This is a genomic window from Cupriavidus sp. WKF15 (genome assembly GCF_029278605.1).
In the GTDB taxonomy this organism is placed as follows: domain Bacteria; phylum Pseudomonadota; class Gammaproteobacteria; order Burkholderiales; family Burkholderiaceae; genus Cupriavidus.
Genome location: NZ_CP119572.1, coordinates 1,341,220 through 1,355,119 on the forward strand (window position 1 = coordinate 1,341,220; position 13,900 = coordinate 1,355,119).

Annotated in this window: 13 protein-coding genes; 12 read left to right on the top strand and 1 reads right to left on the bottom strand. The window is 63.2% G+C overall.

Annotation, left to right across the window (positions count from 1 at the left end; genetic code table 11):
- Nucleotides 1-18: 18 nt before the first annotated feature.
- The 6 genes from ccoO (at nucleotide 19) to CupriaWKF_RS06395 (ending at nucleotide 3,830) form a co-directional block, all read left to right on the top strand.
- The gene (gene ccoO / locus CupriaWKF_RS06370; protein WP_276100140.1) at nucleotides 19-681 is read left to right on the top strand and encodes a cytochrome-c oxidase, cbb3-type subunit II; all 663 of its coding nucleotides are present in this window, start codon (nucleotides 19-21) and stop codon (nucleotides 679-681) included.
- Between the two features lie 3 nt (nucleotides 682-684).
- Entirely contained in the window at nucleotides 685-849 is a 165-nt protein-coding gene (locus CupriaWKF_RS06375; protein ID WP_211945182.1) for a CcoQ/FixQ family Cbb3-type cytochrome c oxidase assembly chaperone, read from the top strand.
- Nucleotides 850-851: 2 nt separating this feature from the next.
- Nucleotides 852-1,766: a cytochrome-c oxidase, cbb3-type subunit III gene (gene ccoP / locus CupriaWKF_RS06380; RefSeq protein WP_276100141.1), complete on the top strand. Its 915-nt coding sequence runs from the start codon at nucleotides 852-854 to the stop codon at nucleotides 1,764-1,766.
- A 49-nt stretch (nucleotides 1,767-1,815) separates the two neighbouring features.
- Nucleotides 1,816-3,288: a cytochrome c oxidase accessory protein CcoG gene (ccoG, locus tag CupriaWKF_RS06385; protein WP_276100142.1), complete on the top strand. Its 1,473-nt coding sequence runs from the start codon at nucleotides 1,816-1,818 to the stop codon at nucleotides 3,286-3,288.
- An 84-nt stretch (nucleotides 3,289-3,372) separates the two neighbouring features.
- Nucleotides 3,373-3,588: a FixH family protein gene (locus CupriaWKF_RS06390; RefSeq protein ID WP_276100143.1), complete on the top strand. Its 216-nt coding sequence runs from the start codon at nucleotides 3,373-3,375 to the stop codon at nucleotides 3,586-3,588.
- Nucleotides 3,585-3,830 (top strand): hypothetical protein, encoded by a 246-nt coding sequence (locus CupriaWKF_RS06395; RefSeq protein WP_276100144.1) that lies wholly within the window; start codon nucleotides 3,585-3,587, stop codon nucleotides 3,828-3,830. The genes CupriaWKF_RS06390 and CupriaWKF_RS06395 overlap by 4 nt, the downstream gene beginning before the upstream one ends.
- Before the next feature lie 48 nt (nucleotides 3,831-3,878).
- Here CupriaWKF_RS06395 and fnr read toward each other — a convergent pair whose 3' ends face one another.
- Complete coding sequence (fnr, locus tag CupriaWKF_RS06400) at nucleotides 3,879-4,604, bottom strand: fumarate/nitrate reduction transcriptional regulator Fnr (RefSeq protein WP_276100145.1); 726 nt, start codon at nucleotides 4,602-4,604, stop codon at nucleotides 3,879-3,881.
- Between the two features lie 79 nt (nucleotides 4,605-4,683).
- Between fnr and CupriaWKF_RS06405 the strand changes: the two genes are divergently transcribed.
- The 6 genes from CupriaWKF_RS06405 to infB all read left to right on the top strand — a co-directional run bounded on the left by CupriaWKF_RS06405 (nucleotide 4,684) and on the right by infB (nucleotide 13,896).
- On the top strand, nucleotides 4,684-5,439 hold the full coding sequence (locus CupriaWKF_RS06405; protein WP_276100146.1) for a sulfite exporter TauE/SafE family protein: 756 nt from the start codon (nucleotides 4,684-4,686) through the stop codon (nucleotides 5,437-5,439).
- A 548-nt stretch (nucleotides 5,440-5,987) separates the two neighbouring features.
- Nucleotides 5,988-6,863 (top strand): SMC-Scp complex subunit ScpB, encoded by an 876-nt coding sequence (gene scpB, locus CupriaWKF_RS06410; RefSeq protein ID WP_276100691.1) that lies wholly within the window; start codon nucleotides 5,988-5,990, stop codon nucleotides 6,861-6,863.
- A 5-nt stretch (nucleotides 6,864-6,868) separates the two neighbouring features.
- The gene (gene rluB, locus CupriaWKF_RS06415; RefSeq protein WP_276100147.1) at nucleotides 6,869-8,677 is read left to right on the top strand and encodes a 23S rRNA pseudouridine(2605) synthase RluB; all 1,809 of its coding nucleotides are present in this window, start codon (nucleotides 6,869-6,871) and stop codon (nucleotides 8,675-8,677) included.
- Nucleotides 8,678-8,959: 282 nt separating this feature from the next.
- Nucleotides 8,960-9,448, top strand: a complete 489-nt coding sequence (gene rimP / locus CupriaWKF_RS06420; protein ID WP_276100148.1) for a ribosome maturation factor RimP — start codon at nucleotides 8,960-8,962, stop codon at nucleotides 9,446-9,448.
- Entirely contained in the window at nucleotides 9,445-10,920 is a 1,476-nt protein-coding gene (gene nusA / locus CupriaWKF_RS06425) for a transcription termination factor NusA (protein ID WP_276100149.1), read from the top strand. The genes rimP and nusA overlap by 4 nt, the downstream gene beginning before the upstream one ends.
- 90 nt (nucleotides 10,921-11,010) lie before the next feature.
- Nucleotides 11,011-13,896 (top strand): translation initiation factor IF-2, encoded by a 2,886-nt coding sequence (gene infB, locus CupriaWKF_RS06430; protein ID WP_276100150.1) that lies wholly within the window; start codon nucleotides 11,011-11,013, stop codon nucleotides 13,894-13,896.
- The last annotated feature ends 4 nt before the right edge of the window (nucleotides 13,897-13,900 follow it).

Below are 13,900 nucleotides of genomic sequence, written 5' to 3' on the forward strand. Positions count from 1 at the left end.
TCCATCAGGATAGAAACGATGTCCGAAAAACAAAGCTTCTTTTCCCACGAAACGCTGGAGAAGAACATCGGCTGGCTGATCATCTGCACGATCCTGGTGGTCAGCATTGCCGGCCTCGTGCAGATTGTGCCGCTGTTCTTCCAGCATTCCACGACCAAGCCCGATGTGGGCATCACGCCGTATTCGCCGCTTCGGCTGATGGGCCGCGATATCTACATCCGTGAAGGCTGTGTCGGCTGCCATTCGCAGCAGGTTCGCACGCTGCAGGCCGAGACGGAGCGCTATGGCCATTTCTCTACGGCGGGCGAGTCGGTCTACGACCATCCGTTCCTGTGGGGGTCCAAGCGTACCGGGCCCGACCTCGCGCGCGTCGGCGGACGCTACTCCGATGACTGGCAACGCATTCACCTGCGCAATCCGCGCGATGTCGTGCCGGAGTCGGTGATGCCGTCTTATCCATGGCTTGAAAAGGCGCAACTGCCGACCAACGACATCCAGGCCCGCATGCGCGCGCTGGTGCGACTGGGGGTGCCGTACACCGAGGCGGAAATCGCCAAGGCGCCCGAAGAACTGAAGAACAAGAGCGAAGAGGATGCGCTGGTCGCCTATTTGCAGGGACTCGGCACCAACCGTCGCAATGTGCGTGTGGACGCGGCCGCAGCCGCGCCCGCGAAGGAGTAAGTCATGGCAATGCTGACTGCTTTTGCCACGGTCGTGTCGATGGTCGTATTCCTGGGCATCTGCTGGTGGGCCTGGTCGAATGGCCGGCAAGCCGCCAACCAGGAGTCCGCCATGCTGCCGTTCGCACTGCCTGACGAGACCCACACAACATCGAGCCGGAATACCTAGTCATGAGCGATTTCTTTTCCGATTTCTGGAGCTACTACATCGCCGCCATCGCGCTCGTCGGCATCGTCTGGTGCGTGTGGCTGCTTTTTTCGCAACGCAAGGTCACGAAGGTTGTCAACCCCAGCGATGACACCGGCCATGTCTGGGACGGCGATCTGCGCGAGCTGAACAATCCGCTGCCACGCTGGTGGATGTGGATGTTCCTGCTGGCTTGCATCTTTGGCCTGGCCTACCTGGTCCTCTATCCGGGACTGGGCTCCTATGCCGGTGTGCTGAAGTTCTCCACGCAAGGGGAACTGGCCGCGCATCAGCAGGCGCAGGAGAAGCTGCAGCACGATGTCTACGCCAAGTACCTGAACATGGACATCAAACAGGTCGCGGCAGACCCGCAGGCGCGCGAGATCGGCCAGCGCCTGTTCCTGAACTACTGCGCGCAATGCCACGGCTCGGACGCGCGCGGCAGCCGCGGCTTTCCCAACCTGACGGACCATGACTGGCTCTATGGCGGAGAACCCGAGACGATCCAGCAGACCATCACCAAGGGCCGCAATGGTGTGATGCCGCCGTTTGCCTCGACTGTTGATGGCAAGCTTGCAGCGGATGTGGCGCAGTATGTGAGGTCGTTGTCTGGCCTGTCGTTTGACCCGATCCGTGCATCGCGCGGCGAGAGCACGTTCAAGTCCACGTGCGCGGCATGCCATGGCGCAACCGGCAAGGGCAACCAGGCACTCGGCGCGCCGAACCTGTCCGACAATGTTTGGCTGTACGGCAGTTCGGAAGGCAGCATTGTCGAAGCCATCCTGAAGGGCCACAACAACCGCATGCCGGCGCACGAGGAGATCCTGACTCCCGAGCGCATCCGCATGCTGACGGCCTACGTCTGGGGTCTTTCCAATACCGGAGGCTCAGGACAATGACCACCGACTCAGGTCCGGGATGCGCGATCGCGGCTGAAGGAGCGCATCCATGAATGCACCCGGGACAGAACCACTGGCCCGCGCGGCCGGCCCGCAAGGGCCGGCGTCGTCGCCTGTCGAAACCTCCGACGAAACGCTCTACGAGGTTCGACGCAAGATATACCCGCGCTCGGTGACGGGCGCGTTCTCCAACTGGCGGGTCTGGATGGTACTCCTGACCCAGCTTATCTACTACGGCACGCCCTGGCTGCAATGGAATGGCAGACAGGCCGTGCTGTTCGACCTTGGCGCGCGCAAGTTCTATATCTTCGGACTGGTGCTCTGGCCACAGGATGTCATCTATCTTGCCGTCCTGCTGGTGATTTCCGCGCTGGCGCTGTTCCTGTTCACGGCGATTGCCGGCCGGCTTTTCTGCGGCTACGCGTGTCCACAAACGGTCTACACCGAAATATTCATGTGGATCGAGCGACATGTCGAAGGCGACCGCTTCGCGCGGATCCGCCTGGACGGTGATCCCTGGAGCGCGCGCAAGTTCCGCCTGAAGGCTACCAAGCACTCCCTGTGGATACTGGTCGCGCTGTGGACGGGCTTCACGTTCATTGGCTACTTTGCGCCGATCCGTGAGCTTGGCGGCCAGGTACTGAGCTTCTCGCTGGGTCCGTGGCAGGCGTTCTGGATGCTTTTTTACGCCTTCGCCACGTGGGGGAATGCAGGCTTCATGCGCGAGCAGGTCTGCAAGTACATGTGTCCGTATGCGCGGTTCCAGAGCGTGATGGTCGACCCCGACACCTATGTGGTCACCTACGACGTCGGGCGCGGCGAGCCGCGCGGCAGCCGGTCGCGCAAGGTGGATCATCACCAGGCCGGGCTAGGTGACTGCGTCAACTGCAGCATCTGCGTGCAGGTGTGCCCGACCGGCATCGATATCCGTGACGGGTTGCAATACGAGTGCATCGGTTGCGGTGCCTGCATCGATGCATGCAACCAGGTCATGGACAAGATGGACTACCCGCGCGGGCTGATCCGCTATACGTCCGAGAATGCCATGCGCAAGGCGCTGTCGGCCGCTGCGGCGCGCAAGCGGCTGGTGCGGCCGCGGACCATCATCTACTCGATTATCTGGCTGGTGATGGTTGCAGGTTTCGTGGCTTCGCTTGCGCTGCGCACGCCATTGAAAGTGGACATCATCCGTGACCGCGGGGCGCTTGGGCGTGAGGTGGACGGGCGCTGGATCGAAAACGTCTATCGACTGCAACTCATCAATACCACCGAGGCGCCCATGCGCATCAGCGTGAAGGCCGAGAGCGACGAACTGAAGAACATGACCGTCGAGTACGATCCGGACGCGCAGGCTCTGGCGCCGACATCGAACAGGCTGGTGCCGATCCGGATTCGCGTGCCGATCGACGATGCCGCGCAAGGTACGCACAAGATCAGCGTGACAGTGACCAGCGAAGGTGCGGGGCAAGGTAGTGCGCAAATCAGGCAATCTACCAGTTTCATCGTGCCACGCAATTTGTGATGCTAAGGGCGGCACGGCGCGTCGGCGCTGTGCCGTACCAAACCGCGAGCGCCTCGATGAGGCGTTGACGAAGGGGGCAAGGCGATGCAAGAAAGCAATCCGTGGTGGAAAGAGCCGTGGCCGTGGCTGCTGATGAGTGGTCCGTTGCTGGCCATGGTGGCTTGCGGCGTGACTATCTGGCTGGCTTCCACTCATCCTGACCGGCCAGTGGTCGATGGTGTGGCCCGGCATGGCCTGGTTGTCGAGAAGGTGGCAGGTGCCTCGGGCAGTGCCAAGGCACCGCAAGCGAGGCAGCCATGAGGCTGCGCTGGCTGATGTGGGTACTGTGGCCGGCGTTCCTGATGGCCGGGGTTGCCACGGCAACTGTGTTTTCCGTGGTGGACCCTGGCGACCTGAATTTCTTCGGTCAGCCGATCGAGGCCTCGCGCGAGGCGGTCTATACGATCGGTTTCCTGCTGGCCTGGATATTCTGCGCATTGTCCAGCGGACTGACGCTGTACACCATGCCGACAAAGCTCAGCGAAACGGACGAGCTGGAGTAAGAAGCGGCAGGAATTGACCGCCTTGCCACGCGAGGCGGTCAGATGGCCTCAGCAGGAGCGGCTGTAGACTTGCTTGATGCCCGCCATGTCGACTAGCTTGACGTGACGTTGACGGATCTGGATCAAGCCGGCCTCGGCAAATCGTGAGAACAGACGGCTGACCGTTTCGAGCTTCAGACCCAGGTAGCTGCCGATTTCTTCCCGGCTCATGCGCATGACGAACTCGGTCGACGAATACCCGCGGGCGGACAAGCGCTCGGACAGGTTGATGAGGAACGCGGCAAGCCGCTCCTCGGCGCGCATGGAGCCAAGCGTGACGAGCATGAGCTGGTCATGCGAGATTTCCTTGCCCATCAGGCGCAGGAACTGCTGCTGCAACGATGGCAGGTCGATGGACAGCGACTGGAGATCGGCCAGGCGAACGACGCATACCTCCGTGTCTTCGAGGGCGGTGGCATCCGAGGCGTGCTGCATCTCTCCCAGGCCGTCGAGGCCAACCACTTCGCCTGGCAAGTGGAAACCGGTGATTTGCGAGCGGCCGTCTTCCGTGGTGACATGCGTCTTCAGGGTGCCGAAGCGAATGGCATAGACCGCAGTCAGCGGATCGCCCATGCGGTAAAGAGTTTCGCCCTTGTGGACACGGACACGTTCCTGCACCAGGGTGTCCATCTTCTGCAGGTCCTGCTGGCTCATGCCCACCGGCAGGCACAATTGCCCCATGCCGCAAGTGGAGCAACGGGGCGACATCTCGGTGACGGGGATGGATGTTAGCAATTGGAACCTGCAGTATTGGAGCGGCGAGGGCGCAATACGTGCATTTTAACGCGCGATGTGATGCGGTAGGGAGTTGCAGTTGACTTTTGGTGTGCTACTCAGTGTTTTCATGCTCGCCTTGCTAGGGGGCTTCCACTGCGCTGCCATGTGTGGTGGCGTAGCGCTGGCTGTCGAGCAACGCGCCGCCGGCGTACCCGTTGCCGTTGTGCGGCGCCCACAGGACTGGCTCGTGGAGCTCCTTGTCATGCATGTCGGGCGTATTTCCACTTACATGCTGCTTGGTGCGCTGCTGGGCGCCTTGGGGGCGACGGCCTGGCGTCAGGACTATCTGCCCGTCCAGCGCTGGCTGTTCGGAGTCGGCAGCGCCTTGCTGCTACTGTCTGGCTGGCGCTTGATACGCGGCGAGGCCTTTACCATCGTGTGGCTGGAGCGCCTCGCGGCGCGTGCGGTTAGCGCCAGTGCCGCCGGCATGGCTCGATTGGGCAGAAAGACGACGGAAGCCAAGGCTCGGCGGGGCGGCCTGGCACGCCGCTATGGGATGGGACTGGCTTGGGGTTTGGTGCCCTGCGGCATGGTTTATGGGGCCCTGGCCCTTGCTTTGCTGGCCGGAAATGCGCCCTCGGGGGCGCTGGTGATGGGCGCCTTTGGCCTCGGTACGTTGCCTAATCTGCTGGCGCTGTCGAGCTTTTCGGGGCTTTTGCGCGCCTGGTCGCGACGGAGCTGGGTAAGGGTCGGGGCCGGCTTGGCCGTCATGGCATTCGGTGCATTGGGAATCGGCCGAGCGGTGTTGTTGCCACATTCCCTGGCAGAGCATGGGTTCTGCCTGGTGTTCTGAAACCACTCCATACGCTCTGGCGCCGCGCGGTGGTTGCAGGTGTGGGCTGGAATGCCATACAATCATCTCCATTGCGGTATCGCGCGGCGTGGTTCCGAGCGGCGCCCGGCAGCCCTTCCAAAAAGGGGGCGCGCCCAGGGTTTCGGGCAAAGCGCCGACAATTCGGCACCGAACCTTTCCGCAGTCCATCCGGTTCACAATATCTGTTCAAAAGTCCGGCTGGCTTTGCGGCCGTGGTGCAGTCATTGCTGGCCCTGCTTCCGATATCCGTTTTTCTTGCGGCCGAGGCGGACTTTAGCCGGAGGCCATGTCTGCCCATATGGGCGCGTGCAAGAGGTTCGTGCACTGGTACTTGCCGGTGACCGGGCAATCTCCTGCCGGAACACACCCGGCAAATCGATGCAACAGAAGATGCACGGCCTCGAGGCGAAGAGCTTTCGGGTTTGCTGCGCGACGAGATGGCGGTGGCAATCGCACCGCTGAATCCACAATGTCCAGGGCTCCGGGTTCGTCCGGGAGCAGGTGCAAAGACAGGCTGCACACCCAACATGAATACCCAAGAGGCGAAAATCGTCCTCGAGACTGCGCTGATCTGTGCGCAGGAGCCCCTGCGCGTGAGCGACCTGCGTCGGCTGTTTGCCGATGATGTCGGCGCTGACACGATTCGGGCCCTGCTTGATGAATTGCGCCAGGACTGGCGCCAGCGTGGGGTCGAGTTGGTGGCGTTGGCCAGCGGCTGGCGTTTCCAGAGCCGACCGGAGATGCGGGAATACCTGGATCGCCTTAATCCCGAGAAGCCGCCCAAGTATTCCCGAGCGGTCATGGAGACGCTGGCGATCATTGCGTACCGGCAGCCGGTGACGCGCGGCGACATCGAGGAGATTCGCGGCGTGACGGTCAGCACGGAGGTGGTCAAGAAGCTGGAAGACCGCGGCTGGATCGAGGTCATCGGTCACCGCGATGTGCCAGGCCGGCCAGCGCTCTATGCGACCACCAAGGCATTCCTCGATGACCTTGGGCTGCGTACGCTGGATGAGCTGCCGCCTCTCGAGGACGCCCAGGCGCAGGCGCAGGCGGCGCTGCTGGACCAGCAGGCGATTGATTTTGAAGAGATGGCAACGGCGCGGCCGGCGGCCGGCGACGAAGAGGCCTTCCCTGAGCCAGAGGTGGCTTCGCCGGCCGGCGCAGCCGTTGGTGTAGCTGAATCCGCTTTGGTGGCTGGCGACGAGCCGGCAGACGGAGCTGGGGTTGTCGAGCAGGCCTGCGCCGATGCCATGCAAGTGGCGGATCTCGCGTCGGCCGTGACCGAGGCAAATGGCTTCCATGTCGAGAGCGCGCCGGACAAGCAGGACGGCGGTAATTCTTCCGGCGACGACGCTGCGCCGCCGCACGCGAGCGAGCACGACGAGCGCGTGCCCAACTGAACAATATGCAACATCCGATAGTGAATACTTTGTCTGATTCCGTTGAACATGACACCCGGGCAACCGGGACGCCGGCTGCCGATGGCGCAGCAGACTCCGGGTCAGGCACCGATACGGCGCCGCGCAGGAAGGGCCTGAGGCGCGGCTTGCGCAACCTGGTGGCTTCGCGCCGGCAGGCGGGCCAGGATCGAGACGCCAATCGTACCGAGGGTGCCGAGTCTGGCGCTCCGGGCGGGGCGGGCGAGAGCAAGGCGGCTGGCGAGCCAGGTGGGCGTGCCGCCCCGCGCGGTCGCGGCAAGCGCAAGCCGGTCAAGGCAGAGGGCGCGGCTGAGCGAGAAAGCGGTCAAGCGGGACCGGATCGCGGTGAGAAGGCGGAGCCGGCGGGCCGCAGGCGCAAGCCGCAGGGGCAGCGTACCGCCAGGGCTGTGCCGGAAGGCGACGTCCAGTCCGCAGGTCGACAGCATGGCCAGCGCAAGGGCGGCCAGCCTCAACGGAAGGGACATGCCGGCGCCGACAAAACCAGTGCGACCAGCGAAGACCTGTTCCGGTTTGTGATCTCGGACCAGTACGACCAGGAAGACACTGTCATCCCGCGCACCAAGGCAAAGCCGGTGCGTGAGTTGTCCGCGGACGACGATGCGCCGAAGTTGCACAAGGTCCTGGCCGAAGGCGGCCTGGGCTCGCGCCGGGAAATGGAAGAGCTGATCCTGCAGGGCCGTGTTTCCGTCAATGGATTGCCCGCGCACATCGGCCAGCGGATCCTGCCAGCCGACCAGGTCCGTGTGAATGGCAAGCTGATCCATCGCAAGGTTTCTTCCAAGCCGCCGCGCGTGCTGCTGTATCACAAGCCAGCCGGCGAGATCGTCAGCCAGTCAGACCCCGAAGGCCGTCCGACCGTGTTCGACAGCCTGCCGCGCATGAAGACCGGCAAATGGGTCGCGGTGGGTCGTCTGGATTTCAATACGGAAGGTCTGCTGATTTTTACGACTTCGGGGGATATTGCCAACCGCTTCATGCATCCGCGCTATGGCGTGGAGCGCGAGTATGCGGTGCGTACGCTGGGCGAACTGGCTGAGGCTGACCGCCAGCGCCTGCTGCATGGCATCAAACTCGATGACGGCGAAGCCAACTTCCTGCGCATTGCGGATGGCGGTGGCGAAGGTGTCAACCAGTGGTATCACGTAGCGCTGACCGAGGGTCGTAACCGCGAGGTGCGCCGCATGTTCGAGGCGGTCGGCCTGACTGTGTCGCGCCTGATCCGCACGCGCTACGGGCAGTTTCTGCTGCCGCGCGGGTTGAAGCGCGGCCGTTGGCAGGAGCTGGAGGCAACGGAAGTCAAGGCGATGATGACTGCCATCGGCCTGAAGCTACCCACTAAGGTCGAGCAGGGTGGCAAGGGCGCGACAAAGGTCGGGGGTCGCAAGCAGCGCACCGAGGCGGCGATCGCGGGCATGCCGATGCATACGGGCATGGACGGTCTGCCGCGTGTCGACAAGGGCGGCGCGGGCCGCGGCCAGCCCGATCCGATGCGGACGTCGATGGGCTACATCAGCCATGGCCCCACTGTGCTGACATCGCATGCAGCCAATCTGGGTGGCGCGCGCGGGCAGGGTGGTGGACGCGCTGGCGCCGGGCGCGGCGGCGCCGGGTTGGGCGGCCAAGGCCGGCCGCAGCGCCGGGGCGGCGATGTCAATGGCAATGTGATGCCAAAGGCGGCCAAGGGCGGCGGTGGTGGCAATCGCTCGGGGCGCGGCAAGGGCGGTGGCACTGGTGGCGGTGGCAACCGCGGTGGCAATCGGGGCGGAAACCGCTAAGAGTCATCCCCGGCCGCCAGAGGCTGCCGGGGCTGGATTGCGCGCCGATACATGCCCTTTTGCCTTTTGGACATAATCTGCGTATAATCCAAGTCTATTCAAAAAGTCATCCTCCTGGAGGATGGGCGAATGATGGGCATTGTGCCCATTTTTTTTTGGTTCGCTCGTTTGACGCATACGCGCCGGAGGCTGACTGGCAGGTGGCTGCTGTGCCCATGTCGTCCCAGGCGGGGCAGGCAAGCCAGCCTGCCCTGGTGTTGATGGCCATTACTTGGGAATACAGTGCATCTGGCAGATTTGATCGAAACCACCCTTAACGGCATGGGATATGAGCTGGTTGAGCTCGAACGTGCTCCGGCCGGACTGTTGCGTGTCTATATCGATCAGCCTGAAACCGGCATCGTCATCGAAGATTGCGAGAAGGTGAGCCGGCAGTTGACACACGTGTTGACTGTCGAGAACGTTGATTACGAACGGCTCGAAGTCTCCTCGCCGGGGTTGGACCGGCCGCTGAAGAAACTGGCTGACTATGTCCGCTTTGCCGGGGCAGAAGCGCGCGTGACGCTGCGCCTGCCCGTCAATGGACAGAAGAACTTCACGGGCATTCTGCGCGAGCCGACTGGCGATGCTGGCGCCGAGAAGGTCGGGCTGGAGTTCGAGGGCAAGGACGGTCCGGCGCTGCTGGAATTCACTGTATCTGATGTCGACAAGGCGCGCCTGGTGCCGGTGATCGACTTCAAAGGAAATCAAAGAAAAGGGAACAAGCAATGAGCCGCGAAGTTCTGTTGCTCGTCGATGCGCTTGCGCGTGAAAAGAACGTCGACAAGGATGTGGTATTCGGCGCGCTGGAGGCTGCACTGGCCTCGGCGACCAAGAAGCGTTTCGAGGAAGACGTGGATATCCGTGTCGCGATCGATCGCGAATCGGGCGAGCATGAGACATTCCGCCGCTGGCTTGTCGTTCCTGACGAACAGGGCCTGCAGGAGCCGGACAAGCAGATCCTGCTGTTCGAAGCGCGCGATGAGAACCCGAACATCGAGCTGGACGACTATGTCGAGCAGCAGATCGAGTCGGTCGAATTCGGCCGTATCGGCGCGCAGGCGGCGAAGCAGGTGATCCTGCAGCGCATCCGCGATGCCGAGCGCGAGCAGATCCTGAACGACTACCTCGAGCGTGGCGAGAAGATCATGACCGGCACGGTTAAGCGCGCCGACAAGAAGGGCCTGATCGTCGAATCCGGCCGCGTAGAAGCCCTGCTGGCGCGCGACCAGATCATCCCGAAGGAAAACCTGCGCACTGGCGACCGTGTTCGTGCGTATATCCTGAACGTGGATCGTGCGGCACGTGGTCCGCAGATCGAACTGTCGCGCACCGCGCCCGAGTTCCTGATCAAGCTGTTCGAGAACGAAGTGCCCGAGATGGAACAGGGCCTGCTGGAGATCAAGGCCGCAGCCCGCGATCCGGGTGTGCGTGCCAAGATCGCCGTGGTGGCGCACGACAAGCGTATCGACCCGATCGGTACCTGCGTGGGCGTGCGCGGCACGCGCGTGACTGCCGTTCGCAACGAGATCGGCGGCGAAGCCGTGGACATCGTGCTGTGGTCGGAAGATCCGGCGCAGTTCGTGATCGGCGCGCTGGCGCCGGCGCAGGTGCAGTCGATCGTCGTGGATGAGGAAAAGCACAGCATGGACGTGGTCGTGGACGAGGAGAACCTCGCCGTGGCCATCGGTCGAAGCGGTCAGAATGTGCGCCTGGCGTCGGAGCTGACCGGCTGGCAGATCAACATCATGACCCAGGAAGAGTCGGCGGCGAAGCAAGCCGAGGAAAGCGATGCCGTGCGCAAGCTGTTCATGGCCAAGCTGGACGTCGACGAAGAAGTGGCGGATATCCTGATCGACGAGGGATTCTCCACGCTGGAAGAAGTGGCCTACGTGCCCATCAGTGAAATGATGGAAATCGAGGCATTTGATGAAGACACCGTCAACGAGCTGCGCAACCGCGCACGTGATGCGCTCCTGACGATGGAACTGGCCCGGGAAGAAAAGGTGGAAGAGGTGTCGCAAGACCTGCGCTCGCTCGACGGCCTCAACCCGGAACTGATCGGCAAACTGGCCGAAGGCGATATCCATACGCGTGACGACCTGGCAGAACTGGCCGTCGACGAGCTGGTCGAGATGACGGGCGTCAGCGAGGAAGAAGCCAAGGCGCTGATCATGAAGGCACGGGAACATTGGTTCAACTGAGGGACACGTCCGGGTTTTGATGACATTCCCGGACGCGCTTTCCGCACACGATTTGTCCCGACGTAGAAACCAAGCATTGAAAGGGTTTGAATGGCAAGCACAACAGTTGCCCAACTGGCCGCAGAACTGAGTCGCAGCGCAGCTGCCCTGCTGGAACAATTGCAGGCGGCTGGGGTGGGCAAAGCGACGCCAGAAGATATGGTCACGGAATCGGATAAGACCAGGTTGCTGGATTATCTGAAGCGTTCGCACGGCCAGGCTGATGACAGTGCGCGCAAGAAGATCACGCTGACCAAGCGCGAGACTTCCGAAATCCGTCAGGCCGACTCCACCGGCAAGACGCGCACCGTCCAGGTCGAGGTGCGCAAGAAGCGCGTGCTGATCAAGCGCGACGAAGCGACTTCCGACCATCAGGCCGATACGGAGCCGCAATCCGCGGTGGTCGACGCTGCCGAGCAGGCGCGCCGTGAGGAAGAAGAACGCCAGCAGGCCGAACTGCTGGCACGCCAGGAAGCCGAAGCGAAGGCGCGCCGCGAGGCCGCCGAGCGCGAAGAAGCCGAGCGCCGTGCCAAGCAGGAGGCTCTGGAGGCCGAACAGCGCCGCCAGGCCGAGTTGCTTGCCAAGAAGGCCGATGAGGAAGCCGCTGCTGCGCGCGCCGTGAACGAGGCCGCTGAAGAGGCTTCGCGCAAGAAGGCCGAGGACGAGCAGGCACGTGTTGCCGGCGAGCGCGCGGTAGCGCAAAAGGCTGCCGACGATGCCAAGGCAGCTGCCGACAAGGCCCGTGCCGAGCAGGACGCCGCACGCAAGCGCCGCGAAGCCGCCGAAGCCGAAGCCCGCGCCATCCAGCAGATGCTGAATGCGCCGGCGCGCGTGCTCAAGGCGCCGTCGGAGCGCAAGGCCGAGGAAAAGAAGGCCGAGCAGACCGGTACGCTGCACAAGCCGGTCAAGCCGGCAGGTGCCACGGCCGAAGCCAAGAAGGACGACAAGAAGCCAGCCACCACTGCCGCACCCAGCACGACGGCCGACAAAAAGACCGGCAAGCCTGGTGCTCCAGGGTGGAAGGACGAAGGCGTGCGCGGCAAGAAGGGCGGCCTGAAGACGCGCGGCGATTCGTCGGGTGGCGTGGGCGGCTGGCGCGGTGGTCCGCGTGGCCGCGGTGGTCGTCATCAGCGTGACGACGAAGGTCGCAGCAACTTCCAGGCGCCGACCGAACCCGTGGTGCGCGAAGTTCACGTGCCGGAAACCGTCTCGGTGGCGGATCTCGCCCACAAGATGGCCGTGAAGGCATCCGAGGTCATCAAGCAGATGATGAAGCTCGGCCAGATGGTGACGATCAACCAGGTGCTGGACCAGGAAACCGCCATGATCGTGGTGGAAGAAATGGGCCACAAGGCGTTCGCCGCCAAGCTGGACGATCCGGAAGCGCTGCTGGTGGTGGACGGCGAAGAACACACGGACGCCGAGCAACTGCCGCGTCCTCCGGTGGTGACCGTCATGGGTCACGTCGACCACGGCAAGACCTCGCTGCTGGACTACATCCGCCGCACCAAGGTTGCCGCGGGCGAAGCTGGCGGCATTACGCAGCACATCGGTGCCTACCATGTGGAAACCGACCGCGGCGTGATTACGTTCCTGGATACCCCGGGTCACGAGGCCTTCACGGCCATGCGTGCCCGCGGTGCCAAAGCCACCGACATCGTGATCCTGGTGGTCGCGGCCGACGACGGCGTGATGCCGCAGACCAAGGAAGCCATCGCGCATGCCAAGGCTGCCGGGGTGCCGATCGTCGTGGCGATCAACAAGATGGACAAGCCGGATGCCAATCCCGACCGTGTCAAGCAGGAGTTGGTGGCCGAGCAGGTGTTGCCGGAAGAGTATGGCGGTGATTCGCCGTTCGTGCCGGTGTCGGCCAAGACCGGTGCTGGCATCGACGACCTGCTGGAGCAGGTGTCGCTGCAGGCCGAAGTCCTGGAGCTGAAGGCACCGATCGACGCGCCGGCCAAGGGTCTGGTGGTGGAAGCCCAGCTCGACAAGGGCAAGGGCCCGATCGCGACGATCCTGGTCAGTAGCGGCACGCTCAAGCGTGGCGATGTGGTGCTGGCCGGTAGTGCTTATGGCCGCGTGCGTGCCATGCTGGACGAGAATGGCAAGCCGACCAAGGAAGCCGGCCCGTCGATCCCGGTGGAAATCCAGGGGTTGTCGGAAGTCCCGGCTGCCGGTGAAGAAGTGCTGGTGCTGCCGGACGAGCGCAAGGCGCGCGAAATCGCGCTGTTCCGCCAGGGCAAGTTCCGCGACGTGAAGCTGGCCAAGCAGCAGGCGGCCAAGCTGGAAACGATGCTGGAGCAGATGAGCGAAGGCGACGTCCAGACGCTGCCGTTGATCGTGAAGGCCGACGTGCAGGGTTCGCAGGAAGCGCTGGTGCAGTCGCTGCTCAAGCTGTCGACCGACGAAGTGCGCGTGCAGATGGTGCATGCCGGCGTGGGTGGCATCTCGGAATCGGACGTCAACCTGGCGACCGCTTCGAAGGCTGTCATCATCGGCTTCAACGTGCGTGCCGACGCCGGCGCGCGCAAGCTGGCCGAGAACCATGGCATCGACATCCGTTACTACAACATCATTTACGATGCGGTAGACGAGATCAAGGCGGCCATGTCGGGCATGCTGGCACCGGAAAAGCGCGAGACCACGATCGGTCAGGTCGAGGTGCGCCAGGTGTTCCGCGTGCCGAAGGTCGGCGCGGTGGCAGGCTGTATGGTCACCGACGGTCTGGTCAAGCGGACCTCGCTGGTGCGCGTGCTGCGCAACAACGTGGTCATCCACAGCGGCGAACTCGACTCGCTCAAGCGTTTCAAGGACGACGTCAAGGAAGTCAAGCAAGGCTTCGAGTGCGGTTTGTCGATCAAGAACTTCAACGATGTTCAGGAAGGCGACCAGCTCGAAGTGTACGAAATCACCGAGGTGGCGCGTACGCTGTAAGGCG